The sequence below is a fragment of the Agrobacterium burrii genome, from assembly GCF_017313405.1.
GTDB classification, from domain to species: domain Bacteria; phylum Pseudomonadota; class Alphaproteobacteria; order Rhizobiales; family Rhizobiaceae; genus Agrobacterium; species Agrobacterium burrii.
This window is the reverse complement of record NZ_JAFLNA010000013.1, coordinates 165,277-189,513: the sequence shown is the minus strand read 5'-3', so window position 1 is coordinate 189,513 and position 24,237 is coordinate 165,277. Positions and strand designations below refer to the sequence as shown.

Here is a 24,237-nt window from a genome sequence, read left to right as displayed (position 1 = left end):
CCTTTCAAATGCATATTTTGAACTAAAGGGCTTCGTCACTGACGCGGTATCAGGAAATCTACAGACTGTTTACGGTTGGGCCGCGCGGTCGGCTTTCATAAGTCCGCCGGCTGTCACTGATGGGGGGCAATGCTGGCTCCGGCCGGACAAAAGCACGTGAATATCTATCGGACGGTTCAGCGAGAAGCTGCGCTGCGTCGCTCGGTAATTTCATCATCAGGCGCTCATATTCCACAACATTAGTGTAAGTGCCGGTTCTTTGCCCCTTTTCATTGCGATCCGCTATCAGGACATCTTTTTGAGACAGTTGTTGCAACTTTTCCGGGGACAAATCTGGAACCTCACGTAAGTTCGGGCCATCCGCAACAATAACCGCTGCCTGTCTGTCAAACTGCTCAAACTTGACACTATTCGCATGACTTTGCCGACCCATCGACACGGGCAGACCAACTTGATCCATCAGTTGGGTAAAGTGTTCGGGGTCGGAATATTCCAGTCTTGAAGGTGACATGTAACGGTTTCCGTCGCGAGCAAGGACCTGAACTCGATCCCACAACTTTCCCTCTTTCAAGGCTTGCGTCCAAGGGGAGTTGGGTAGGTTTTGCAATAGGTAGTCAACGCTTACATGGCGATCGCGAGTCATCCCTCCCTGGCCATCTGGCTGCCTTCCCATATTCACAGTCGCAGCCGGAAACTGCTTGTTGTGAGCTCGATTCTCGCCGGCGAACTCTGCGAAACGGATATCCGCACTGCCCCGCTCCCATGATTCCAAATATTTGGAGTCATGCATAATCCCAGATTTGGATTTGAGCTTGATCTCGGTATCGCTACCGTATTTAGTTTTGATTGCGCGTTCGAATTCCTCAAATCGCTTGTTAGCGTAAGCGTCGCCCGCAAACCTGTACGAGAAATGTATATCATTTTGCGGGGTCTTGATTAAGATATCCGGCAGCAGTGAACCAGCTTGAAACTGGTGCTCATAGCGTTTTTGAATTTCTCTGCGCCCGTATTTCTCTGTTTGTATATATCTATCCTCAGGCCTCAATTTATAATTTCGGTCGAGCTTAATATTCTTGTCTGTTTGATAGAAGATGTCGGTGCCAGTGATGCCCATCTCTGCGTGAGCGCGATTCCAGACTTCCAACTTGTACTGAAAACACTGTTTACTCTGTTCTCTTGGCTCCAGGTTATGCAATTGTGCAGCCAATTGCTCCGGGATATCGATCCTCTCGAATGCGAGGGGCGGGGGATAGTAGTTGCCGACTCCATCCCTATAGAGCCGGCAGCTCGCATTGAATTCCGCCTTGGTGGGCAGATGATCGAGGTTACCTTTAGTAGTACCTGCGAACTTGTCTTGTCCGGTTTGCCGCACAAGAATATACTCGTCGGTACGCCGATCATGGCCTGGTAAAGCCATCTTCGCGAATAAGTTGGATAGCTCATTTTCAACCTCAGACCGATTGCCTTGAGCGCTGCTAGAAACATGACTTGACTGAGAATCGAGCATGTCCGCATCCAACCGCGGGCCGAGATCATCCGTGTGAGTCGGGCTTCCGTGCATGTTGTGTTCGGGAGTTTCTTGGCTACCCGTCATATCAATTTCGGACATCCCGGTGGAATTTACGCCCTCCCTCTTCTGGCGCTTCAAATTCACGAAATCAGAAGTTTCGACATTGCCTGCTGCGGTCTCAGTGATATTTTCACCATTGCCTTCGGCCTTTGGATCCATCGTCTAACTCCTTTTAGCCGGCTAGGTTTTCTTCGGGGAGCGGGCAGTGAAGGACAAAATTCTCCAGTTCAATCATTTCGAGATCCAAACTCGTAAAGCCATTTGACTGGTGATGGTCGCTCAACTCCTCTTTGTGAATTTCTTGCGGCTTCTCAACCGCCAAGACAGGCATGTTTTTATTCGCATTTAGCTTGATGATCACCATATCATTGTTTCTCCTACAGAAATTACGATTTTCCTAGTGCCTTCCGCTCCGATCCTGCCCAGCCCAAATCCATCGAACGGAAAATTATCGGTGCAAATTAAGGTTTGCTCCATCTTCATGGCCCCGAATGGCCCGGTGCGAGTGTAGGGCCTCCTGCACAACTCTCTTCAGACGTGGCGCATGCTTTGCCGGAAGCCCACAATCGTCGACGGTTTTCATCTTTCTCTTGAACCAAAAGTCGCTCAAAACAAGTCACACAGTGAGGTTGTCGGTTTGCCGCCAGGTCAACTTGACTATCGACGTAAGCGGCTTCAGCCGGTAGCCTGCGCGGGACGAAAGCCGTCCGATCAACATCATCACCGTGCATTGCTTTCTAGGCTGCTGCAGCGGCAGTCACTCTTCGGACACAATCAAGACTCCTAATAGAATTGAGCCTTCGGTGAATCTACCATCCGAGCCTCCGTCATTAAACGAATATCGCGTTTCATATGTAATTCTTGCCAAGTCACGGAGTTAGCACGACTTTATCGAATAAGGCCGCAGGAGATAGTGATCGAGTAACCGGTGCCGTGTGAATGTAATTCTTTCGGAATGCCACAATGACTGGTCGTTCGGGATCCCGCCGTTAGCGTTTACGGTGTTCTGCACGGCCTCGACCCTACGGATCAGACTCTTCGCTTGTCGAGGGGGATAGTATTCCTCGACGCGCCTCGACAATCTCAAAGCGCCCAGCAAATCCCTCATCATCCGCCATGCCAAATCTCCAGCTCTTGCCGGAGACGTATTGGCACGGACCTCAATGCTCAGGAATATCCGTATTCAATGGGATGGAGACGGCGGATACGTTGTACGGTCGCAAATTTCGGCTCTCGGCGAACTCAAGTTTGCCCTATCATCCGACGATGGCGAATTGTGCAGTTCATTCAAGGTCGATCGAGCGGCATCAAGAGCTTGGCGATCCTCGCCAACGGAGACGGAAGCGGCTTGATGCGCGATCGTCATCTCCGACTCTAGCCGCTCATCGCGTTCGTTTCGAAGATGACTATTGGCATCTCCTCGTTGCGACCGGGAGGGGTTAACGGGAGGATTCTGCCAGACTTGTTTATCGAGGGCGCGTTCCGCGGCGCGTAATCTTTGAGTGTCAAGTTCGCGTTCGCTCAACCGATACCCCGGGCTTCATTGCAGCGTCGATCAGCCGGTCTTTCTCGACCGGATCGAAACGCCGCTTCCCGTTGGGAAGAACCTTCACAGCCCGAAGACCCCCTGAACCATTCAAGATATCCAATGTCATTGTGTCCACAGTCTCCCTTGTGGACACAGACTCCTTCATTCGCTGTTCTGTGAATAGGTGCGGTGAATTGTGCGCTTACGATCGATCGCACGGGGCTTGGCAATAGAAGCTGTCGAGCGTTTCTCCGCCGATTATTTTCCAGGGACGAGACAAGCAGATGGTGGATCAAAAGTTGAATGGCACTGCTGTCAAGAAATCGATTGCGAAGGCCGTAACAATCATTGTCTAGGCGACTTTGTCAGCGATTGAACGCTTTGTCTCTGCCTCGATCGCGCGGATCATAAACCCGTCGTTCATCGGGCTCGTCGGTAGTATATTCAACCTCAGCGGTCGACGATTGAGCTTCCAAAGGTGACGCGCCAATTAAGCCGGCGGTCCGGTTCAACGCCGCAACGAGTGCCTGCTTTTTCTGCCGTACACCAAGTTGTTTGGCGTCCAGATCCTTCTTTACGTCGTACAGGGCCAAAAACCGCTGATACACTTGACACTCACGCTCGAGAGTTGGCCATTTTCCGGTCAATGCGGTCTCGCGGGCAAGCACAGCTTCCGTTTGCCCACGAGGCCCAAGGTGTAGCAATGGGGGCGCTTGTTCTTTGCTGGGTGGTGAAAGGACCGGATCACGGCTCACTGTATAGTTGTAGCTAATTGTCGCAACTTGAATTGGCATGGTAACCCCATCGGGCGTTTCACTTTGGAGACCATGGGTGGCGAGCTGGTGCGCGTAGCCCAGCTGGTTCAACTGGTACCCATTTGAAGCTGTTGCACCTTCCGCGGACGCAACAGGGTCCGACAGGGTTGCCCTTTGATCTGCGCGATAGCTCGCATCATCCGGCCATCCGCGCCCGACCAGTCCAGTCCGTCCTCTTCCTGTCCCTACGTGTTGCCGATGAAGCTCCTTGTATTCGAGGTATGCCGGCATTGGCCTTTCGAGACGACGGCCTTCTTTGGTCGCCCGCAAAGTATCGTGGACGACCTTAAATCCGAAAATGTGCTCCGATTCGTATTTCCCGGTCTCTGTAGCCAGCCGAGCTCGTTCGTTTTTCCGGCTTGCATAGGTACCAATATTATCGGTTCGCGGCCGAGTAGTTTGTTCCGACGGAGAGGGCTCAGCCGCTTGTCCGCAATCTTCGGACAACAGTCCTTGCGCACCGAACTTGCCGCCGTGAATAGTCGCGTTTACTGCCCGGCGGCCTTTGGTGCCTAATCGCTTAATTTTACTGACGCCATCCAAACGATTACATTTGGCGATGCTTTCCGTTGGATTTGCATCCGGTCCAGGCGACCCGAAATTTAATGCACGCCTCGTTTCCAATTGTGAGCATGCCGGTGATTGCAGGTGACTCGCCTCTTGTGCTGCCAGATATGCGAAGGCGGGCCGGCCTGAATCTGATTGATTACCCAAAGCGCGGTTGGACTTGTTGGCGCCACTCGATTGCGAAGTGGGGCTAAGCGCCTCGGCTTCCGCAAACGGATCATGTTCATCGGGAATCCAGGCCAACGGATCAAGATCCGCAAGGCGCGCGTTCACCACAAGATTTTGCCATCGCGGTTGGGCAGGCTGCCTCCACCTTCCATACGCTTGACGTTCCGCATCCCCTAGCGACATTCCCTCGTATAGAAAGACTGGCGAGGATGTCTTTGCAAGTAACGAATTCGAAACCGAAGAGCTTGCTATGGAAGCCTGGCGCGCATCTAGGATGAGGGCTTCCCATGACGGTCGTTCCGGTTTGCTCCAGTTCTCGTATGCAGCATGCTCGGGTTCCCCGAGCTTCATTCCATCATAGATAAATGACGCGGAAGAACTCTTCCGCTGGTCGGTCGAGTCCTTCAGGCTGGCCTGTCTTGCATCGGGCCCAAACTCTAAGTTTTCTTCAAGGGAATTGTGCTCGTCTGTAATCCAAGAAGAATGGTCGAGTTCTGCCATGCGTGCATTAACGACGAGGTCCTCCCACGTGGGCTGAGCGTCCTCTTGCCATTCTTTGTAGGCTTGCCGTTCCCCCTCACCCAGTGGAATTCCCTCATACTCAAAAGTCGAGGAAGACCCTTCTGAAGCAAAGAGCCAGGCGGAGCTGTCAATTGCATCAAGGCGCGCCTTAAGTACCAGGTCTTTCCACGTGGGCGGCTCCGCGTTGCCCCAGTTATCATATGCCTCGCGCTCGGGTTCTCCGAGCCTCATCCCGTCATGGTAAAACGATGTAGAAGAATTCTCGTCCTGGTCGATCGGTTTTTTCCGCTTGCGTTTCGACGCTTCAGACCGAAACTCCTCGCCTTCTTTGAGGGGATTGTGCTCGTCTGCGATGTCAGCACAAGGATCAGGTTCCGCCATTCGTGCGTTGACAACGAGGTCTTCCCATGTGGGCTGAGCGTCCTCTTGCCATTCTTTGTAGGCTTGCCGTTCCCCCTCACCCAGCGGAATCCCTTCATATCTGAAGATCAAAGGCGACTCCTCGCCCAAATCGGGGAGCCAAGCGGAACTGTCGATTGCATCAAGGCGCGCCCTGAGTACCAGATCTTTCCATGTAGGCCGGTTCGATGGACACCAGTTCTCGTATGCTTCACGCTCCGCGGCGCCAAGCTTCATGCCATCATAGTCAAATGATGCAGATGGATGCTCGCCGCGATCGGTTTGGCCCTCAAGCGAGTCGTCAGCCGGACGGTTCCTGGGCTCGATTAGATTAAGGACAGGGGTAGCTCCGGCGGGAACTTCGGCAAGCGATGCAGTCGAACCGCTAAGATCGACGTTTGGGTTTCCTGACGGTCTCATGGCGATATCTGCTTAATCGGCAACCTCGGGGTCTAGCTCCGCATTCGATACAACCGGAATATCTGACGACGCCCCGCATCGAATGATTCCAATGTGAAAGGCAGCTTGAAGTCATTTCACCGAGTGCGAGGACGCGGGTCCATATCGTTGCTGAAGCGCAATGATCTGCTCCAGCAGCTGCTGTTGTGCAATCATAGCTGGAGCCATTTCAGCTGAAACACCGAAATCTGGCACCACGCCACCGGCGTCTTCTTTCACCTCATCGCTTTCAATAAGGCCCTGGGGGACGTCAATTCCAGTTGGGAGGCTGTCCTGCTCGTCATCCATTTCACTGTTTTGCGGTGTAGCGGCTTCCATATTATTAGGTATCGAATCGATGTCACCTAAGCCCTGCGCCTCCGTGACGGCGGCATGTTGACTGAGGTCTTGCCCATCCCGATGGACACCTTCCGAAAGCATCAAAGATGCGGGCTCAGGGAGGGCGCCAATTTGGCATTCGAAAAGGCGCCTCAGCATACGATCGGAATAATATCGCACCTTTCGTAGTTTGAGAGGCGGATGCCCTTTAATAAGGACGATTTCATTGTTATCGTCAAGCAAGCGCACTTGTTCGGGGCGCAAAAGCGGTGCCCCCTGATCGGAAATCTGGATGTTATGATCGAACATTCGGGCTTGACTGTATGAGGTCGAACGCGCCTTGAACGTATAGTCGCCGATAGCTTTTGAGATATAGGTCGGTGTTTCGTCGTCGGCCGTGGCCATAAATACTTGCACGCCAGTGTTACTGAGAAAGTTTTGTTTGCCCGCGTCATCGTAGGTGCCCGTCAAGGCCGAGAGACTCTGAATAATAAACATGAAGCGGCCTTTGTAACCGGCGATGGTTGTAATCGCGGTCTCGATTGCCTCAAGCTTCCCCAGGTGTTTAAATTCGTCAAGGAGAAACAAAACTTCATGCCGCTCATCTTTACCTGGCAGTGATCGCTGCAGAATTGACACGACCTGCTGAAAAAGGAGGCGCATCAATGGCGCCACGACCTCGAGGTCGTTGGGACTGACGCAAAGATAGACGCAGGTCCTCTTCCGACGCAGATCATAGACGGAAAAATCTGATCGACTTGTCGCTGCTTTAACCAATGGATCAGCCCACAGGTTAAGTCCGCCGTCGCCGAGCACTGATGTATAAGAAGTCAAAATTTTCGTGTCGTTACCCGCCATATTGTCGAAAATACGCTGAGCCTCTTTATTTCGGCTTTCTTCCGCGAGGTGCGCAAAAAGTTTGTACTTCTCTCCAGGTTGAGCAAATAAGTCGTAGACCGCACCAATTGTTGGCGTACCGCGCTCAATACAGGTAAGGATGCCCGCAACGAAAAGGTCCCGCGCGCCGTCGATAAAGCCTTCCGCTCCCTTGCCTTTGGCCGTGATGAGGTTTGCGGCGAGGCGGCGCGTCTCGGTAAACTGCCGCTCGAGCGGTAAAGCTGCAATATCGAGGACGGGATTGTAACAATGAGTCCGTCGCTCTGGATCCAGAGGTGAGAACTTGAAAACGGCGTCGCCGCCCGCTTTGCGTGCTCTGGAAGTCAGCTCAAAAAGCTCGCCTTTGACGTCGAGGGCTATCACCGAACCCTTGAAGGTTAGGAGCGTCGGAATAACGACGCCAACGCCTTTGCCGGCGCGCGTTGGCGCGACAACAAGACTGTGAGGCTGTTCGCCATTGGTCAGATAACTGCCGAACCAACGAGGGCCACACGTCTTTCCAAAGATCGGCCCCTTGATACGATTATAGCGCTGCAGGTAACCGGCGTGCCGCATTTCGCCAAATCCCGCCCAACGAGCCGTGCCATGATGCTCGTGATTGCGAAACGATATGATAAGTTGGCTTAACAGCACAACAATAGACGTCGAGACGACAATGGCTAAACCGCAATAGAAGACGGGGGTCGCATGACCCATATAGAGCGGGGTCTCGTACCAAAAGGCGAAGACGCTAAACGTCATCATCGCTTCGCCATTGAAACCATGGCGAAATGTTACATAGAGACTTGCCGCGCAAAAACCGGCTGCCAGCGAACATACGATGCTGACAGCTAAACGCTGGGGCGTAGTCTTGCTCGAATTCATCACTTCACCGAGATTCTTCGATCGATCGCAAATTGGGCTTTTGATTTGGGTGTTGCTGCGAACAACACAGCCTTTACCGCCCGTAACCTTCACGTGAACGCGAATCCAATCCTCTATAAGGGTGTGTCCTGCGATCACGGTCATCCCGTTTCCAAATGTCGTCTATTGCCGAATGTTCTGCCGCATGACTAGCCAGTTGTCGGTCCGCGCTGGGTCTAGACATCACGTCGCGAACGGGCGTAAACGCGCGAGTTCTACCAAGATTGTCATGCCCCAAAGCAGGAGCAGGGTCACCAAGCCTGGCAGCGGTGTTTTCGACGTCATTTCGCGCCCTAGAACTGTCAACGGCCGGCTTCACGTAAGTGTTCTCTACCAATTTGTCACAAGTCTTTTGTGCCTCGTAGAACCACGATGTAATCGGCTGATTGGCATTGGGAACCAACGGGGTAACCGATCGAGGGCTAACCCGGGGTGCAGAAGAGTTGCCCAAATCAAACCGCGTATCGGCTTCGGTCGAGATTTTTTGCTTCCCCTTTTCAACAGCAGTTCTTGCGATCCGCTCCGACTCTTCGATATGGGCCAGATCGGCATCGGTTAGATCGGGGAAATCCTCAAGGCTTGCTTGCGATGTCTTCAGTGAACGTGAACGCTCGCCATTCAGTCTGGTAAGACTCACACTATCGATCGGCATCTTCTCCGCGCGTTCGACAACGCCTTCTTTCCGGAAGACGTTGTCTGCTCCCGCTCCGCGCAAATCTGGTACTATATTTCGCACTGATAAAGATCTGTTGGAGTGAGATTCGACTAGTGCGTCGATTTTTGCCAGTTCGGCCTCGGTGAAATCAGGGAAGTCATCGAGCTCCACTCCTGAGGACCTCAGCGCTTGCGGTGAATGCCCGCCACCGCGACCAAAAGGTACCTCCCAGTTAGTGGGCACCCCGTTCGCCCTGTCGGACACGCCTTCTTTCTGGAAAGCGCCGCCTGGTCCGCGCTCACGAAAGTCCGGTGCGGCGCACTCCCCGGCCGGGGGCCCCTTGGAGAGAGATTCGAACACCGCATCGACTTTTGCCAGTTCGGCGTCGGTCAGTTCAGGGGAATCGCGGTTTGTTTGTGATAACTTCTGTGCACGCGGTGAAAGGTCATGATGGGATCCAAGGATTGCGGCGCCAAGGGGACCCCTCCCCTGTTCGCTCGAGTGGTCACTGCTGACATCGTCGAGAGTTTCAGTGTGTGCGCTATGAGAACTTGCCTCAGCATTCGAATTAGGCGTTGTTACGGTAACTGAAAGACTCTGAGCTTCGCGCCCAAGATACCGGCTGTCCGCGGAATCGCCGAACTCCTCCAGCCCTCGGAGCGGTGACGAAATGGTGTTGCCTGAATTCCTGGTCGTCTCGCTGCCAGTATCCCTCTCGAACCATTCTGCGAGTGGGCCTGAATAGAGAGCGGAAACAGGAGTGCCATCGGGAAACGTCGAACTTTCCTGCGCAGATTTCTGTGCTCTATCTGCCGATGGCTGAACATTGTACACGCCCTGTTCCGGCGCGCCTTGCCAGTTCGACGAATGCGCGGCCCGGTTCACGGGAGAAGATGCCGAGATAGTATTGATCTCTATGCCTAAGCCGACTTGCCTCTTTATGGTTAATCCGCTTGCATTGCCGGGATACTCAATTTCGCGCGGTCGCTTTATGCCCCTTGCACTTAAATCTGGCAACGCACTGGCTTCCCTGTCTTGTTTATCAAGATTTTCCCGTTCAAGCTCACGCAGATACTGCATACCGGTGCGGAAAGAACCGCTTTTTTTCCGCAAAATTGCGGATAGGTCCGTGCGGGCTTCGGATATTCCTGGCGGGATTACGGGATCCCGCAGACGGGCCGCTCCCAGTCGTCCGCCACTCGCCGATGTTTCTTGGACGCCGTGCGGCATATCTTCAATTGGCGGTCGCGACAAAGCCGTTGGGACCGAAGTGTCCCGACCGTCTTCTCCAGCAACGATTGATTGTGCCTGGATGGGGATCCGCGCGGTCCCACGCCCTTCATCATTCGAAGCCACAGGAGCGGGCCACGCATAGTGTCTGGTGAACTCTTCATTTGCCATCACTCGGTCCTTCTCTATCTCCTATTTCCCCCACGCCCGTCCTTGCTGCGCTCATCTCTCTCGCGTTTGCGTTCACTCGGTTCTCCATCATCATCTTCACGCGGACGCTTTGAAGAGACACCTCTCCGTTGCTGGAGGTGGGCTGTAGCAGACAATGAATCGGTTGCGGTGCTGGCCCGCGTCGTGGCCGTCGGTGGAGATGGCCGAGACGTTCCAGCTTGCCGTACTAAGGGGCCACTACTGCCATCCTGTTCGCCGGCGTTCGCCTGGGGCCCAACCGCGATGCCTTCCAATGTCACACGTTTTGCTCCACTCGGCCCTCCGTCGTCATCATGAGGACGCTTTGCACGCCGCTGCCGGTCGTGTGTCGTGTGCGTGGCAGCTCCAGTTGCTGCGCGAGGAATATCGGGAGTGCGGTTTGCGCTCTCCACACGGCCCTCGGCAACACGCGAAGAGCCGCTCCCTATGTCGTCCGCGAGAATGGTTTCGGAAACGAATGGTTGAGCAAGGCGCTCCGTCTCCAATGCAACCCGCACAAGGACACCGGCTTCGTTGCTGACACCAGCTGGCTCCTGGAGATGAACTTGCGACTCATTCTGCCGATTGTTGGGCCGAGGCATGTCCTCCGGTCCGCCCGCGGATGCTTCAAATGGGGATGTATCGAAAGGTTGGCTGAATTCTGGATGATCTCCTTGCGGCGACGACTGTTCCAAATCCGCGTCTTCGAAACGGATTTGGCGAGCCTGCTCCCGCTCAAGGCGCCGATATTGGGCATAAGTGATCGGCCGCTCGGTGATGCCACGTTCTGCTCGTCGGCTCGCATCGAGGGCAATGCCATGACGAAGTGAAATCTCGGCCATCTTTATGCGCAGGGCGTCGTAATTCAGTTGGGGATGGCGCCGAGATATCTTCAGCCAGCCGTGTCCTAAAAGTTCGCGCCGATTGACGACGACATGCAGATGTGGGTGGTCGCGATCGATGTGGAAGGCCGTAAGATAGTTGTATCGGCCCCCCCCTGCGCCTGACCCAAACATCTCGGCTGCCCACTCCCGGCTCGCCGCATAAGCCGCTACCTGGCTTGTACCCGCGGGGAAGCTTACAATAATATGGGTGGTCAACTCCTGTTGCCTTTCCTCGTCTGGCTGACTTTCGTCATAAGTTCCAGTCTCTTGAACCCAGCTTCGGGCAAGTTCGTGGATTTGATCCGGTGGCAGGGGAATATCGAGATGTCGGGCTGAACGCTGCAGCTCCAGCCTGCCCTTCCGGGATAGATACTCCAACTGATTGATAATTTGTTGAAGGGTCTTGGTGCCACCTCCCGGCACAATGCGAATGATAACTTGAGCTCGATCGGGCATCGAATATGTTCCCCGCCAAGTGCTACGTCAGTGCTACAAGGCGTCTTTCAGCAGCGAGCAACCGTCGATCCGCCGCCGTGATACGGACAAAATGGAACGGAGCAAGCCGTCGAGGTCAGCGAAAGATTTACCGAAGGCGATACGTTCAGCTCGCAAAGCCTCCAAATCCATTGTCGGATTTTCGGCATAGGCAGATAGCAGCGCGGCAATGTTGCTTGAGAGTGTTCCTATGGATTGTAGTATGGCCTCCATCCTATGACGAGTCTCTGCGTCGATTTCAAGAAAGCCACCAATGCGGCGCACCGCAACCCGTATGGCCATGCTGTCGGAGAGGCCCAGCAAGCGTGCCTGATGAGAAAAACTCTCATATTCGGCCGATCTTAATCGGGTACTGACGACCTTGAAGCCTTCAACCTTCACGCATTCGCGCTGGTTGACGGCAATGTCACTTGAGGTGGGCCTACTGCCTTGCGACATAGCTTCCTCCATAGAAGACGGAAAGATCTGAACTTGCCCCGCCGTAGCATTTCCTCGTCGTGGCAGATGGGAATCTAGCCATATACAAAACGAAATCAAGAACACATAAGGGATATTTATTTTTATATTATTACAATTGAAATTATTTTACAATAAAATTGAAATATAAAATCAGGTAATTACTACATTACTCATGAATGATCGCAAAATCATACACACAAATAAAAGTACAGACGCACTTCCGCTTCACAAAATCGACAGGATAAGGACATGAAACTTCTGACATTTTGCTCCTTCAAGGGAGGAGCCGGCAAAACCACGGCACTCATGGGTCTTTGCGCCGCCTTTGCAAGTGACGGCAAACGATTGGCTCTCTTCGACGCTGATGAAAACCGACCACTAACGCGATGGAAAGAAAACGCCCTTCGCAGCAATACCTGGGGCTCCTTCTGCGAAGTCTACGCCGCCGAGGAAATGGCACTCCTTGAGGCGGCCTATGAGGACGCCGAACTCCAGGGATTTGATTATGCGCTGGCCGATACGCATGGTGGTTCGAGCGAACTCAACAACACGATCATTGCCAGCTCAAACCTGCTTCTGATCCCGACCATGTTAACTCCGCTCGATATCGATGAAGCATTGTCGACCTACCGCTATGTCATTGAACTGCTGCTGAGCGAGAACTTGGCAATTCCGACAGCCGTATTGCGCCAACGCGTGCCGGTTGGTCGATTGACCACATCGCAGCGCGCGATGTCGGACATGCTCGCAAGCCTTCCAGTTGTACAGTCTCCCATGCACGAGAGAGACGCATTTGCCGCGATGAAGGAACGTGGCATGTTGCATCTCACATTGCTGAATATGAGAACCGATCCGACAATGCGCCTCCTCGAACGGAATCTCAGAATCGCCATGGAGGAACTCGTCACTATCTCCAAATTGGTTAGCGAAGCCTTGGAGGGGTGAAGATGGGAATTCGCAAACCCGCTTTGTCTGTCGGGGAGGCCAGGCGGCTTGCCGCCGCTCGACCCGAAATCGTCCATCCTTCTTTGCCTGTTGCCACCCAAAACTCGACCCTGCCGCAGCCGCCTGAAAATCTCGACGAGGAAGATCGACGACCTGCCCCAGCCACCGCCAAGCGTTGTCACAGCTCTGATCAGCAATCGATGCTGACCGTGGATGCTTTGAGTTCGACGACAGCGCCAGGAAAGATCCAGGTCTTCCTTTCAGCGCGCCCGCCCGCGCCTGAAGTATCGAAGATATATGACAACCTGATCCTGCAATACAGTCCTTCCAAGTCGCTACAAATGATCTTGCGCCGTGCGCTTGGCGATTTTGAAAACATGCTGGCGGATGGATCGTTTCGTGCGGCTCCGAAGAGTTATCCGATCCCTCACACAGCTTTCGAAAAATCAATCATCGTTCAGACCTCCCGCATGTTCCCGGTCTCGCTAATAGAAGTCGCTCGCAATCACTTTGATCCATTGGGATTGGAGACCGCCCGGGCTTTTGGCCACAAGCTGGCTACCGCAGCGCTTGCATGTTTCTTTGCTCGGGAGAAGGCAACGAACAGCTGATCTCTCAAAAGATAGGACCCATCCAATCACTCCGCAGTGCTGAGTTTTTCGGATAGTACCGAGGAAAGGCAGCTTTGCCAAGCCGCATAGCAATCTGCTCACGTTGGGAACAGATTGCTAAAGGCGAAATGCACCTCTACCTCAGGCCGCCATCACACCCCCGTACGAAACATCCACGTCAGCGTCAAAGAAATAGCCAGCACCTCTTGCAGTCTTGATCAACTGAGGGGTCGTCGGATCCCCCTCAAGCTTCCGGCGCAGCCGCAAAATGAGGACATCAATACTTCTGTCATACACCTCCTCCTCGCGTACCCGACTGGCGATCAGAAGCTGCTCCCGGGATAGGACGTCGCGCGGCTTCTCCAGGAAAGCAACCAGGAGATTAAACTCACCTGCCGTGAGTTTCACCTCACTGCCCTCTTCCGAAATCAAGCGGCGTCGCCTGAGATTAAGTGTCCAGTCAGCGAAACTAAATGAGCGTCGATCTTTGGTTCGCGCGACACTGGGCCGCACGCGTAACGCAACACGGATGCGCGCCAGAAATTCCCGCGTCCCAAAAGGCTTGGCAATAAAATCGGTTGCTCCCAACTCGAGCGCAATAACTTTGTCCGCCTCTTCGAGGCGAGCGCCGCTAATAATTATGATTGGAACATCGGACTTCGTGGCCAGACTACGAACAATTTCAAGCCCATCTTCGCGACCCAAATTAAGATCGACGACCACGACATCGACCGTCTCGGAGCAGAGTACACGATTGAACTGCTTGCTGTCGGCTACCGCAGTCACCTTAAAGGCATGGATCGTAAGATACTCGACTATAAGATGCCGCATAGCGACATCGTCATCGATGACAAGAACGTGTTTCAACGGTTCACCTCTCAATCTAGGATCCTGGCCAGCCATTTGCAGCTCAACAGAATTTATACACGTAAAGGTTGTATTCGTTAGACTCCACTCGTCAATTTTCTCTCACTACACGGGCATTTCGGCAAGATTTCGACCAAACCGCGCACGACAGAAATGCAAACTAGATGTCTCCGTTTTATGACAAAGATTGCTGAGCATTGCTACAAACGTAATTCTACAACGCGCCATGCGGCATTTAGAAACATGGATCACAACTACTGCTGGTTAAGAAGATCGCCTATTGTCTCACCGCGCCGACGCGCATCGGCAGCGAGCCAGATTTCGCCCACCTCGTAAATGTCACCGTGGGCACGGAAGGGTACGATGACATCAACTGCGGTTGCGAGCATGTCAATCAGGGTGCGATCTTCCAAGCTAGCCCCCTGAGCGCTGCTTTTCACGAGCGAAAATAGCTTTTTGAAACCTTGGACGGGATTGGCACCATGTATTGTGGAAATCGATCCCGGATGCCCTGAGACGACTTCACTCAGATAAGCCCACGCGGCATCGTCGCGTATCTCGCCGAGCAGTATTCGGTCCGGTCGCATGCGCAGGCTAGCCTGTAGCAGGTGCTCAGCGGTCACTGCGCCCAGCCCAGCCCCATTCTTAGAATAAAGCAGCCTTACGTGGTTCTCGTGTGGAATGACGAGTTCGAGCGTATCTTCGATGGTAATCAGCCTTTCCTGCGGCGGGATAGCGTTGATCAAGGTCTTGCTCATCGTTGTCTTGCCACTCCCGGTGGGTCCGCAAAGCAGCATCGTCAACCGACCAACGACACATGCGTGCAGAAACGCCTCCAGATCCCCGTTGTCATAGTACCGAAGGATAGCTTCATCATGCTGATCATGCCGTTTTTTTCGTCCCTTCCACTGATTCCACCTCGGAGCATCGTAACGGGACGAGACTTCTTTGAGACTAGAAACACGGGAACTTGGCCGTCGAATCGTCAAGCTGACGGTGCCCGACGGTACCGTCGGCGGCAAACAGATTTGCAGCCGCTCGCCGTCTGGAAGTTCAGTTGCGCAAAGTGGGTTGCGTGGTCCAACGTCCTGTTTTCTCAGCGCGCCTGCTAAAATAGCGATATCTTCGAGATCGTCATAGGAGACAGGCAAAGGGAACTTGAGGAAGGCGCCGGCCTGGCGCACAAATGCCTCCCCAGGTCGATTTATCGCAACTTCTTCGGTCCGCGGGTCATCGAGCCATTCCAAAATTGGCTTGAGAAGGATTCGTAATTGCGGATCCACCTCCATTTGTATCGTATCTCCATCTGTAAGTGATAAGTTGAATTCGTTATGGACGGCGATCCCGCCCCCGCGCCGCGCGACCAGCCATACGAAGCTGGTATATGCCTGAGAAATCGAGATCCCGTGCGACAAAAATGGAGACCGTGTCGCCCTGATTCTTCTTCAGGGTTGGCGGTATGTTGATCGTGGCCTTGAGGGCTGTGTCTGCCGTTTGTTCACCGTTATTCTGGACGCTGTTGAAGCTCGTCCCTCCACCCGAGCTGCCAGCGTAGGTGCTCGCTGCCTGGAAGGCACCTTGGACGACACTCAAGAGCATGGCCCCGCTAAAGCGCTGCCAGAAGTGATTGTCGACGGTGCCCGGCAATCCCGAGCGACCGAGTTCGTCAGCGCTTGGTGACGCAAGCGAAATCATGGCATGGTCGGGTGTCTCCGCCCGATCCCAGAGCACAAAAACACGCGTATCTCCCTGTTGCAAACCGCGCTGGATCTCGCCAACAACGGTGGTGCCGCGATCAAGAAGCACAACGTTGTTCGTTGTTCCACGAACATCCCAGGGTAACACGCATTTTACATAGCCTGCCAGACTGGTGTCGATTGCCGTTTGCAAGATACATGGAATAATCGTCCCCTCCGTCACCATGAAGTCGGGATGAGGCAAGAGCGTAGCCCTGGTGGGCTGCAGCTCGGTGGGCTTCATGCGTATCGAGAGATCATTCTCGGCGGACACTTCGACCTTCGGCAAAGGACTGTCTTCCCCATTGCCTTCGCGTCTTCGGTCCGTTTCGCCTTGTTGAACGCGCTTGCTGGTCCCTTGATCACCACTGGTGTACGCAAAAATCGGTGTTTCTTCCGGCCGCGGCTCATGCCGTTCCGGCTCACTTCGTGCTGGCGGAGGAGCAGTCGGCTGAACAGCTTCCTGGGCAGCCGGAGGATCAAGTGTAACGTCAATCGGAGCCGGATGAAATGGCTTGGTGTTCGTGGCGATCATGGTTGACGGGGGTGCGTCCCCGTTTTCCTTCTTTTCACGCCCGCCAAGCCAAATGAGGCTAAGTGATAGCGCGAGAACTACACCTCCTACGATCAACTTTTGAGCCCCCGAAAGGCGCCGGTGATGTGTGTCGGAGACCAGGGACCCCGACGCATCGACATCATGCGCCGATTGCTGATTGTCGTCGTTCACCCTCTCACCTCCTTTAGGACGCGCTTCACATCGGGCCTCACAGTGCCCGTCTCCGGCCTGCGGCCGACGGGATCGTAGGCGGTATTCCAAATGCATAATACCGTGTGGCCATCCCTCAGACGCCAACCACGGGAAACCGAAGAAATCTCGACATAGCTCCCTTTGACTGAATAGTTAGCGACAGCTTCCTTTCCATCCGGATTTATCGTGTAGATGGAGGGTATGCGTACATTACCTGGGAAGTGAAATACCGTCGTAAATCCATCATCGAAGACTTCGAGCGGCAACAGCGAACGATCGCCCTGAGCGACATAGTGCCAATTCTTGTCCTCGGCACCAACGGTCGTGGCAGGCTGCTCCAATAAACCCTCTGCTCTCTGTTGATATTGCGCTTCCGCACGTATACGGTCTGCAACAGCCTTCTCTTGTGCCGCCTTCTGGCGAGCCGCTGCGTCATCGGCAGGGTAAGCGAATTGTACGCTATAGTAGAGATCGGCCTGCTCTTTATCGAGGTGCGGCAGCGTCTTGGAAGAGATGCTGAAAACGTAGCGTCGCATACCGGCGTCACTCGCAGTTAGCACGACCACTGGCTGGGGTGGGAGAACCTTGCTAGCCTTGAAGAAAAGATAATTTCCGCGTGGAAGGGCCGCGAGATCTTTGCTATTGGAAACGGCAACAGCTGTCACCGTTTCGTTAGCCCCGAAAGTAACAACCAAAGTGGCTCCAACCGCCGTTGAAAGGCGCACCACTTGATCGGGATTGTAAGCGAGATAACGCATGCGCGGATCAAGTCTGCCCGCCGTTGGCGTGTCTTCAGCCCTCGCGCCAATCGCCGCAAAAAGTAAACATGCCAGAGTGAGAAATGCTTTTTTCGTCATGGTTCGCTGTGGCCTGCGTTCGAAACGGTATCTTCCGATGTCTGGTAGGAGGTGACAACCAAGCCTCCCGGGTTGGTCAGTCTCAATCTGCCGGGCAAGCTGGTCACCTTTTCATAACGAACCGTAGCAGTCCAAGTGCTCGCCATCGGCATTTTGCCGTCAACGATGAGGGTTCGCTTATAGCGAATTTGCTGCACACCCGGAGTAACATCATTCGAAGCGATGTGTTCGACCTCTAGCCTGCCGTGTTTGCCGAGGATGACTTGAGGCGAAGTTGGATTGGGATAATTGAAGAATTGCTGATAATTTTGGCGCACCATTGGGGCGCTGAAGTTCGAGACCAGGTCATAGGCGTACTGGGCGGTATCGGCATCATAGCTCTCGCGCAGCCGAACATACTCCCACAGTGAGGCGTTAACGACGGCCTCCTCTTGAGTTGCAGGCAATCGGGAGACGGACACCTCGCTGTCAACGGTGCCATCCGGCCGTATCCATAGATATACCGGCACAAGCCTGATCAGCGGCACCATGGTGGCAATTGTGAAGGCTTGCGCAACATTCCCCAAAACCGCGATGGTTGCGACAGCTGCAATGACCTTGGAGAGGCGCCGCGCTGATTTCGCACGCGCAGTTTGGAAAGCTTCCACTTCCTTGTAGTGCTCAGCCAGGGTTTCCCGCGCTACTAGCAAGGCGTATTCAGACCCCTTCATGGCGACCACCTACGTTGCTGAGCTGAAGATCTGACGGCGTAGGCTGCCATCGCCCCACATTCAGCGGGAATATTGGGCCTTTGCAGCTCGCCAATTTATCGTTTGTCTGGCAGCCGCCTAAAGCGAGAGCCAGGCACAGCAGGCAATATTTCATAGAGTTCTCCACCGACGTGAATTTTTTGCGGGACCTAACGACGCTCGACCTGAGCGAAGCGACGGTACAAGCTGTTGGCAGATTGGGTCGCGCCGCTCCAATAACTGCCTCCGATGTTGCCGGCGATTGCCGGCAAAGCGACAATGAGTGCGTCACCAGTCAGAAAGAACATGTCGAGTTCGTAAAGACCAATGATCTTGGCCGCGGTCGTACCGGCAAGGGTGATTACACCAAGCATAAGCGTGAGTGCAGTCGCTTCGGTTAGGATGACTATTGTCGCCACGAGGTTTAGCAGGAGAAGTAGGAGACCATAGGTGATAAGTTGCCCGATCCACTTTGCCGCGATGTCGCGCGTGCGATCAAAGATATATCCCGTGAGGATCAAAGGGCCGATCGCCAGAAGCACTTTCGTGAGAATTCCGACGGCGTCGTAGATTCCGAAGGCAGACCAGAGCGTGCCATAAAAGACCCACTGAGCCCCCTGGAAAGCAAGGATGTCCTGGTCATTCATCGGGCCGATTTCAGATGCAATTCTCTGAAATGCAGCCTGGGTTAGGGCGAACATTGTATCGAGCTGAGCGGGAATGGTCTGCAGAGGCAGGCCGCTGCCACTAAACTGCTGAATAAAGTTTGGAATCGTCTCTTCAAAGACTGAAACCACATAGTCGTGGTAGTTGGCCTGCCCGACGACAAGGGCAACAACGACGGTGACCGTGATCACCCGAGTGATACCGCCGCGCGTGTCGATTTCGCCACGCATGACCAGAATACCCTGAACGATAATCCAAAGAGTGACGCAGGCGACCAATGGCGCGCTCACCGCCTCTTGGATCGTCCCAAGCATTGTGTCCAGGCTTGTCGTAAAGGCTAGATCGAAGATCGTATGAATGGCCGTAAACGGCGCCGGGATCGTGAAATTCATCGTTTGGACCTGACCTTGACTGGCTTGTCGCAGAATGTCGGATACAATGAACTCGCATCCTGAAATGTGCAGATGGGCGGCACGAATAAGTCGCCCAGTCTCAGGGGACGGCCCCAAAGATGACCGCAGTCTTTTGATGCTCCTTACGTTGAGCGGCCGCCTCTTCCGCCTCATGAAGGCCAGCCTGCGCGGTGGTCATCGTTAACAAGCTGGTCGCCTGTACATTTTGAATCATTGCGTCATGGATCTGCTTGAGAAGCAAACCGTTGGTAACGGTTGCCTGCATGATATTGCGAGAGCGAGAAAGCTGTGTCGAGGTCTCGGCATTCGCTGTTAAGCGTTTGTCCATCGTCTCCAGGTTGTCAGCCGCAATGCCCGCGCTATTTGCGGAACCGGTGATCTGCGATCGCAACAGATCCGCTTCAGCGTCGCCACCAACTACGGCGCGATCTGTATCGGTGGTGATCGCACGTGCCGTGGTCGACATTGGCATTCGCGGCGAAAACATTTCCGTGTCCAAGTCCCTGGTCGAGGGATACTGATTTTTTTGGTTGAGCGAAGTTAGTAGGCCGGTGACGCCATAAGCCGAGGTTAACATCGCCACCATCGTTATGGTCTGTTCGAGATTTGCCGCAGTCTCGAGCGCCGTCGCCAGCGTCTCAGCTTCCGTCGCCGGATCGCTGACAACGAACTGCGCCCGCGCGGGCCCGACCGAAAGAAGGCTGACGGCCATGGCCGCAGCAACAAGTTGCATGATCTTCATAGTTCCCCACCTTTGATCAATCTTTTGCCTCGTGGTAACGAGCCATAAATTCGCTGAGCCAGGCTGATGGGTTGTCCCCCTGTACTTTGCGAAGCTGATCCGCGAAGCGCACCGTGTTGGCGCGCCCCGAAAGTACGGCGACATATTCGCGCATTTCCCGCAGATCGAATTCGCAGACGACGCTTCCGCTTTCTCGTTTAAGCAGAAACTTCCGGCTACCTACTGCCATGTCTTCACGGATCGCCTGAAATTCCTTTTCAGTACATTTCAGTCCATCGATGTAAGCCGATCGATCTGCCGTGGGTGAAGGATAGAAAATCTTCGTCATACATTGCGCGACGAGACTGGCGCCTAGCTGCGATTCCAGGACATGCTCAGGTTGCTGCGTTGCCAGTATCAGCATCCCATTGTTTTTGCGGACAGTAAGCAGGAACTTGTCGACGACCGCCGCAAATTTAGGATTTAGCAAATAGGCGCGAAACTCATCGCAACTCATCACAAACCGACGGCCGTCAACCATGGCTCCAATGCGGTGCAGAAGATATGCTGCGGCGGCAGCGCATACTTCCTCATATTCGAGAAGATGCGTCATGTCGAAACCAGTAATCGAAGGATCCAACTTTACTTCGTCGAGCTCGCCGTCGAACGCCCAGCCTAGTGCATTGCCACGGCACCAGCGTTGGAGTCTCGCTCCCGCCCCTTCGGCGGGTCCATGCAACAAAAATTCGCGTAACCCCGCGATTGAGCGCATGTGGGGATCAAACGAGAGCTGCCGATGGATACCCCGCACCAGACGGCGATTTTCCTCGGGGGATATTCCTCCACGGCCATCGCTCTCAATGAGCGCCACGATCCATTCGCGCAGAAAATCATGTGAAGCCGCTGTATTTTCCAGGCCACGCAATGGCGCCAATCCGCTCGGCGCTCCTCTACGGAGCGCCAAATATGTTCCCCCGGTGGCGCGAACCAGCAGCTCACTGCCGCGGTCCTTGTCGAAGAGGACAACCGCACCCGCGCGGTCGACCATGCTCTGCTCGAGCATCGCGAGGATAAAGGTCATGAGCGTCGTTTTACCCCTCCCGATGGGACCGAATATCGCCGTCATGCCGACATCGTGCTCGTGCGGGATGTAGTCGAAAGGGGTTCCACCATTGGTACGAAAGCGCGCAATCGCGTTGCCCCAGTGACCTGAGCCGGATCCCTCGGGAAAATTCTCGAATGAGACTAAACCAGCGAAGTTGCGCGATGTGATCGCTCCCGGACGCGTGCGCCACTTATAGTTGCCTGGCAGCTGCGACCAATAAGCCGCCTCCATGCCGATGCCCTCTTGGACAACAACAGCTCCCGCATCCGCCAATCGCGTCCGGGCGCGGGCACCTCTATCTGCAAGACTATTGAGATCATTTGCATATATGCAAAGACTCAAATGATGCGCCCCCATAACGAATTCGTTGCTCGCTAGTGCGTCCTCCGCCTCGGATAATCTGCTGATTTGGGTGACGGCTTTGTCGCCAGAACTCAACATTTGGCTGGACTTGAGGCTGAGCTTCGAGTGGGCTTGCGAGCGAGTCAGAAACGAGAAGCTCTGCGTCAGAACAAGCGGAAAATCGAGAGACAGTAGCACGTTGAGCATACCCGGTCGCGTCGTTGCGGGGTATTCGCGAAACGAGTAAATAGATCCCACATAACTATCTTTTGGTGTTCGGATCTCGAGTCCCCGCTTGCCGCAAATAACTCGGTCGGTATAGATCGAGGCGCCGAGCGAACCGCTAACGACGGGAACCGGCGTGAATCGACCAGTCATTATCAGCCGCAGAGCTTCTCCAACCTCCGTAAAAAGCACATCTTGCTTCTCACGAATACCAAGACGACGCAGGCCGTACGCTTCGAGAGCGCCAGCGACAAGATGCCAGAGATCTTCCAGGTTCCTGGTTTGAGCTGTGAGATCGTTTTCTTTTTGTCTGTAGCGTTTGGTGAACCTTCTCCTCACTTTGCCAAGCGCGGCCCGGGGAGACACGATCAGCGTAAGGAAGTGGTCATTGCGAAGGAGTTTGCCGGAGAGAACGCGCTCCTCAAAAGCTTCGCTCAGACTGGCGGAAAAAGCGCTGCGGAAATGTCGCGCGGGTGACGGCGGCACATCGTCATGACGTACGAGGTGAGCATATATTGACACATGATCATCAGCGATATTGCGCAAGAGCGTATTAAATGCACGGCAACGTGCATTGCGCATTTCGGCATCTTCGAGTTCGAAGGCCATGCCACTTACGTGCGCCATCGTCATGATCGATCCATCTTCTAGAAGGACAATCTGGTCGCTGAGGTGCCCGACGTAGGGTAGATAGACCTCGCCAGACCTTTCGGTTGTGCCACTTGCTCCGAGCATTACGCCATTCCTCTCCCTCGCGCGGGAACCTTGATTGGATTTGGGCTAACGCTTGCGCCGCCCCAAATCAGACCATCAACGCTCCTTCCCGCCGTCTGCAAAAAAAGAAGAACGACGCTGGCCGCGTTATAGTCTCGTTCCACCACAAGCCGCGCTCCGAACCACAAGGGCACGAGAACGACTTCGTACAGCGGGTTCTGAACGATGACGATGACAAAGCCGGCAAACATCACGAGTAGCCCCGCCAACGTCAGCGGCACGCCAAGAAACAATGCGGGCCGTGTCGCCGCCAAGTAAAGGGTTGCTTCTTCCAGACGATCATTCATTAGCCACCTCCAGTCAGCGTTTTGCCCAGGAAGCTGGCTCCAAACATGATGACAATGCCGCCGACGACGCCGGCAACGAGACCGAGTGAAGCGCGACCGAACATCCAGGAGATTCCGATGGCCACGATGCCAAGAACAGCGAGTGACTGGCCGAACGGACCAAGGATAAACGTGCATATGTTGTTAACCATTGTGGCTGGGTCAGTGCCGCCACCTGCAGATTGGGCCGCGGCCGGCCCAGAGGAGAAAATGCTCCACCCCATTGCACCGACCACGCTCGGCGCATAGCCGGATACCATGCGCATCACCGCGTTCGAGAGCGAGAGGCGATTCAGATGTACACGGTATCTTTCAAAGCATCGCATTATTGCGGACCTCCTTGATTTAAGTCGAACAAGAGTTGATCGTCGTCTTCGGATTTGCGGTTGTCCTCGTCTGGCGGCGGAGGCGGACCGGATGATCCGCCAGATCCGCCCTCCGGGGAACGACGCTTATATGCCCCCCAAACATCCCATGTTTCCTCGGATCCCGGCTTCTCACGATCATCTTTTGGACGCGCGGTTAACGGGGGGACGAGCTGTTGAGCGGCCGTTTCAACTTTTCGCACGTAGCCGTTCGCGAAGCCGTGCGTAAAATCACCGGTGTTATAGGCGGAGATTGCCCGACGAAGCGACAATTGCTCGTCGTCAGCCGTGTTGCCGCCAGCGTAGCGGCTCCCAAGCAAGTTTGCGGCGACAGATAATGACGTGCAAGGTTGAAGGGCTCCGTCAGGTGTCAGACCGAGCACGGAAAAATTCCGGGAATTGATCTGCATGAGCCCAACATCCAGCGAATGCCGTGCTTCGAGACGGTCCATCACGACTTGCGTTGCTTGAGCCTGGTTCTGCCAGTGAAGCGTTTCGCCGGTGGTATTGTCATGCACAGCAAGCGGATCAAAGCGACTTTCGACCTGAGCGATCGCTGCAAGCGTAGATGGAGCAACGGATGGAGCGCATTCGCGTGCAAAATTATTGAACTCAGCAAATGAAAGTGGGGCAGCACCGCTCGACGGGCACGTGGAGGCCAGTAAGATAATCGACAGCGGCCCTGTTGCCTTCAACATTCCCCATCTCCCCAAGCTCATAACCAACACAGCCACTTCGGTCGGAAGAAAT

22 protein-coding genes are annotated in these 24,237 nt (G+C 54.3%); 2 read left to right on the top strand and 20 right to left on the bottom strand.

Annotation, left to right across the window (positions count from 1 at the left end; all coding sequences use genetic code 11):
- Nucleotides 1-58 precede the first annotated feature (58 nt).
- The 8 genes from JZX89_RS22180 to virD1 all read right to left on the bottom strand — a co-directional run bounded on the left by JZX89_RS22180 (nt 59) and on the right by virD1 (nt 12,037).
- Nucleotides 59-1,729: a type IV secretion system single-stranded DNA binding effector VirE2 gene (locus JZX89_RS22180; protein ID WP_045024005.1), complete on the bottom strand. Its 1,671-nt coding sequence runs from the start codon at nt 1,727-1,729 to the stop codon at nt 59-61.
- Nucleotides 1,730-1,742: 13 nt separating this feature from the next.
- Complete coding sequence (virE1, locus tag JZX89_RS22175; RefSeq protein WP_010891482.1) at nt 1,743-1,934, bottom strand: type IV secretion system effector chaperone VirE1; 192 nt, start codon at nt 1,932-1,934, stop codon at nt 1,743-1,745.
- Between the two features lie 115 nt (nt 1,935-2,049).
- Nucleotides 2,050-2,301, bottom strand: a complete 252-nt coding sequence (gene virE3, locus JZX89_RS22170) for a type IV secretion system virulence effector VirE3 (RefSeq protein WP_010974776.1) — start codon at nt 2,299-2,301, stop codon at nt 2,050-2,052.
- Between the two features lie 1,162 nt (nt 2,302-3,463).
- Complete coding sequence (locus JZX89_RS22165; protein ID WP_045024003.1) at nt 3,464-5,989, bottom strand: virA/G regulated protein; 2,526 nt, start codon at nt 5,987-5,989, stop codon at nt 3,464-3,466.
- A gap of 111 nt (nt 5,990-6,100) precedes the next feature.
- Complete coding sequence (virD4, locus tag JZX89_RS22160) at nt 6,101-8,107, bottom strand: type IV secretion system ATPase VirD4 (RefSeq protein ID WP_045231707.1); 2,007 nt, start codon at nt 8,105-8,107, stop codon at nt 6,101-6,103.
- A gap of 73 nt (nt 8,108-8,180) precedes the next feature.
- Complete coding sequence (locus JZX89_RS22155) at nt 8,181-9,914, bottom strand: protein virD3 (protein WP_236775265.1); 1,734 nt, start codon at nt 9,912-9,914, stop codon at nt 8,181-8,183.
- 302 nt (nt 9,915-10,216) lie between these two features.
- On the bottom strand, nt 10,217-11,560 hold the full coding sequence (locus JZX89_RS22150; protein WP_045231709.1) for a T-DNA border endonuclease VirD2: 1,344 nt from the start codon (nt 11,558-11,560) through the stop codon (nt 10,217-10,219).
- Nucleotides 11,561-11,593: 33 nt separating this feature from the next.
- Nucleotides 11,594-12,037 carry a T-DNA border endonuclease subunit VirD1 gene (gene virD1, locus JZX89_RS22145; protein ID WP_010891489.1) on the bottom strand — a complete coding sequence of 148 codons (444 nt, stop codon included), beginning with the start codon at nt 12,035-12,037 and terminating at the stop codon, nt 11,594-11,596.
- A 270-nt stretch (nt 12,038-12,307) separates the two neighbouring features.
- Here virD1 and JZX89_RS22140 point away from each other — a divergent pair, with 270 nt between their 5' ends.
- Together JZX89_RS22140 and JZX89_RS22135 are read left to right on the top strand one after the other, a co-directional pair.
- Nucleotides 12,308-13,003 (top strand): conjugal transfer ATPase VirC1, encoded by a 696-nt coding sequence (locus JZX89_RS22140; RefSeq protein WP_010891490.1) that lies wholly within the window; start codon nt 12,308-12,310, stop codon nt 13,001-13,003.
- Between the two features lie 2 nt (nt 13,004-13,005).
- On the top strand, nt 13,006-13,614 hold the full coding sequence (locus JZX89_RS22135; RefSeq protein WP_045023999.1) for a conjugal transfer protein VirC2: 609 nt from the start codon (nt 13,006-13,008) through the stop codon (nt 13,612-13,614).
- A gap of 141 nt (nt 13,615-13,755) precedes the next feature.
- Here JZX89_RS22135 and virG read toward each other — a convergent pair whose 3' ends face one another.
- The 12 genes from virG to JZX89_RS22075 form a co-directional block, all read right to left on the bottom strand.
- On the bottom strand, nt 13,756-14,517 hold the full coding sequence (virG, locus tag JZX89_RS22130; RefSeq protein ID WP_010891492.1) for a two-component system response regulator VirG: 762 nt from the start codon (nt 14,515-14,517) through the stop codon (nt 13,756-13,758).
- 218 nt (nt 14,518-14,735) lie between these two features.
- A complete protein-coding gene (gene virB11 / locus JZX89_RS22125; protein ID WP_010891493.1) occupies nt 14,736-15,770 on the bottom strand; it encodes a P-type DNA transfer ATPase VirB11 in 1,035 nt (344 codons plus the stop codon).
- Nucleotides 15,771-15,810: 40 nt separating this feature from the next.
- Nucleotides 15,811-16,944 (bottom strand): type IV secretion system protein VirB10, encoded by a 1,134-nt coding sequence (gene virB10 / locus JZX89_RS22120; protein WP_045231710.1) that lies wholly within the window; start codon nt 16,942-16,944, stop codon nt 15,811-15,813.
- Entirely contained in the window at nt 16,941-17,822 is an 882-nt protein-coding gene (virB9, locus tag JZX89_RS22115) for a P-type conjugative transfer protein VirB9 (protein ID WP_010891495.1), read from the bottom strand. Before virB9 ends, virB10 begins: the two co-directional genes overlap by 4 nt.
- Nucleotides 17,819-18,532, bottom strand: coding sequence for a type IV secretion system protein VirB8 (locus JZX89_RS22110; RefSeq protein WP_010891496.1), 714 nt, complete (start codon nt 18,530-18,532; stop codon nt 17,819-17,821). The genes virB9 and JZX89_RS22110 overlap by 4 nt, the downstream gene beginning before the upstream one ends.
- A complete protein-coding gene (locus JZX89_RS22105; RefSeq protein WP_010891497.1) occupies nt 18,519-18,686 on the bottom strand; it encodes a type IV secretion system lipoprotein VirB7 in 168 nt (55 codons plus the stop codon). Before JZX89_RS22105 ends, JZX89_RS22110 begins: the two co-directional genes overlap by 14 nt.
- 34 nt (nt 18,687-18,720) lie before the next feature.
- Nucleotides 18,721-19,608: a type IV secretion system protein gene (locus tag JZX89_RS22100; protein ID WP_010891498.1), complete on the bottom strand. Its 888-nt coding sequence runs from the start codon at nt 19,606-19,608 to the stop codon at nt 18,721-18,723.
- Nucleotides 19,609-19,708: 100 nt separating this feature from the next.
- On the bottom strand, nt 19,709-20,371 hold the full coding sequence (virB5, locus tag JZX89_RS22095; protein WP_010891499.1) for a pilin minor subunit VirB5: 663 nt from the start codon (nt 20,369-20,371) through the stop codon (nt 19,709-19,711).
- A 16-nt stretch (nt 20,372-20,387) separates the two neighbouring features.
- Nucleotides 20,388-22,757 (bottom strand): type IV secretion/conjugal transfer ATPase VirB4, encoded by a 2,370-nt coding sequence (gene virB4 / locus JZX89_RS22090; RefSeq protein WP_045231711.1) that lies wholly within the window; start codon nt 22,755-22,757, stop codon nt 20,388-20,390.
- The gene (locus JZX89_RS22085; protein ID WP_010891501.1) at nt 22,757-23,083 is read right to left on the bottom strand and encodes a type IV secretion system protein VirB3; all 327 of its coding nucleotides are present in this window, start codon (nt 23,081-23,083) and stop codon (nt 22,757-22,759) included. Before JZX89_RS22085 ends, virB4 begins: the two co-directional genes overlap by 1 nt.
- Nucleotides 23,083-23,448 (bottom strand): pilin major subunit VirB2, encoded by a 366-nt coding sequence (gene virB2 / locus JZX89_RS22080; RefSeq protein ID WP_010891502.1) that lies wholly within the window; start codon nt 23,446-23,448, stop codon nt 23,083-23,085. The genes JZX89_RS22085 and virB2 overlap by 1 nt, the downstream gene beginning before the upstream one ends.
- Nucleotides 23,448-24,185, bottom strand: coding sequence for a type IV secretion system lytic transglycosylase VirB1 (locus JZX89_RS22075; RefSeq protein WP_045231712.1), 738 nt, complete (start codon nt 24,183-24,185; stop codon nt 23,448-23,450). The genes virB2 and JZX89_RS22075 overlap by 1 nt, the downstream gene beginning before the upstream one ends.
- Between the last annotated feature and the right edge of the window lie 52 nt (nt 24,186-24,237).

What these genes read in the sequence shown, in the direction of transcription:
- virB11 (WP_010891493.1), bottom strand. Translation starts at nt 15,770, where the DNA reads ATGGAGGTGGATCCGCAATTACGAATCCTTCTCAAGCCAATTTTGGAA.
- JZX89_RS22075 (WP_045231712.1), bottom strand. Translation starts at nt 24,185, where the DNA reads ATGTTGAAGGCAACAGGGCCGCTGTCGATTATCTTACTGGCCTCCACG.
- JZX89_RS22135 (WP_045023999.1), top strand. Translation starts at nt 13,006, where the DNA reads ATGGGAATTCGCAAACCCGCTTTGTCTGTCGGGGAGGCCAGGCGGCTT.
- JZX89_RS22100 (WP_010891498.1), bottom strand. Translation starts at nt 19,608, where the DNA reads ATGAATTTCACGATCCCGGCGCCGTTTACGGCCATTCATACGATCTTC.
- virB2 (WP_010891502.1), bottom strand. Translation starts at nt 23,448, where the DNA reads ATGCGATGCTTTGAAAGATACCGTGTACATCTGAATCGCCTCTCGCTC.
- virG (WP_010891492.1), bottom strand. Translation starts at nt 14,517, where the DNA reads ATGGCTGGCCAGGATCCTAGATTGAGAGGTGAACCGTTGAAACACGTT.
- JZX89_RS22085 (WP_010891501.1), bottom strand. Translation starts at nt 23,083, where the DNA reads ATGAATGATCGTCTGGAAGAAGCAACCCTTTACTTGGCGGCGACACGG.
- JZX89_RS22150 (WP_045231709.1), bottom strand. Translation starts at nt 11,560, where the DNA reads ATGCCCGATCGAGCTCAAGTTATCATTCGCATTGTGCCGGGAGGTGGC.
- virD1 (WP_010891489.1), bottom strand. Translation starts at nt 12,037, where the DNA reads ATGTCGCAAGGCAGTAGGCCCACCTCAAGTGACATTGCCGTCAACCAG.
- virE3 (WP_010974776.1), bottom strand. Translation starts at nt 2,301, where the DNA reads ATGCACGGTGATGATGTTGATCGGACGGCTTTCGTCCCGCGCAGGCTA.
- virE1 (WP_010891482.1), bottom strand. Translation starts at nt 1,934, where the DNA reads ATGGTGATCATCAAGCTAAATGCGAATAAAAACATGCCTGTCTTGGCG.
- JZX89_RS22180 (WP_045024005.1), bottom strand. Translation starts at nt 1,729, where the DNA reads ATGGATCCAAAGGCCGAAGGCAATGGTGAAAATATCACTGAGACCGCA.
- virB4 (WP_045231711.1), bottom strand. Translation starts at nt 22,757, where the DNA reads ATGCTCGGAGCAAGTGGCACAACCGAAAGGTCTGGCGAGGTCTATCTA.
- JZX89_RS22165 (WP_045024003.1), bottom strand. Translation starts at nt 5,989, where the DNA reads ATGAGACCGTCAGGAAACCCAAACGTCGATCTTAGCGGTTCGACTGCA.
- virB9 (WP_010891495.1), bottom strand. Translation starts at nt 17,822, where the DNA reads ATGACGAAAAAAGCATTTCTCACTCTGGCATGTTTACTTTTTGCGGCG.
- virD4 (WP_045231707.1), bottom strand. Translation starts at nt 8,107, where the DNA reads ATGAATTCGAGCAAGACTACGCCCCAGCGTTTAGCTGTCAGCATCGTA.
- JZX89_RS22140 (WP_010891490.1), top strand. Translation starts at nt 12,308, where the DNA reads ATGAAACTTCTGACATTTTGCTCCTTCAAGGGAGGAGCCGGCAAAACC.
- virB5 (WP_010891499.1), bottom strand. Translation starts at nt 20,371, where the DNA reads ATGAAGATCATGCAACTTGTTGCTGCGGCCATGGCCGTCAGCCTTCTT.
- JZX89_RS22105 (WP_010891497.1), bottom strand. Translation starts at nt 18,686, where the DNA reads ATGAAATATTGCCTGCTGTGCCTGGCTCTCGCTTTAGGCGGCTGCCAG.
- JZX89_RS22110 (WP_010891496.1), bottom strand. Translation starts at nt 18,532, where the DNA reads ATGAAGGGGTCTGAATACGCCTTGCTAGTAGCGCGGGAAACCCTGGCT.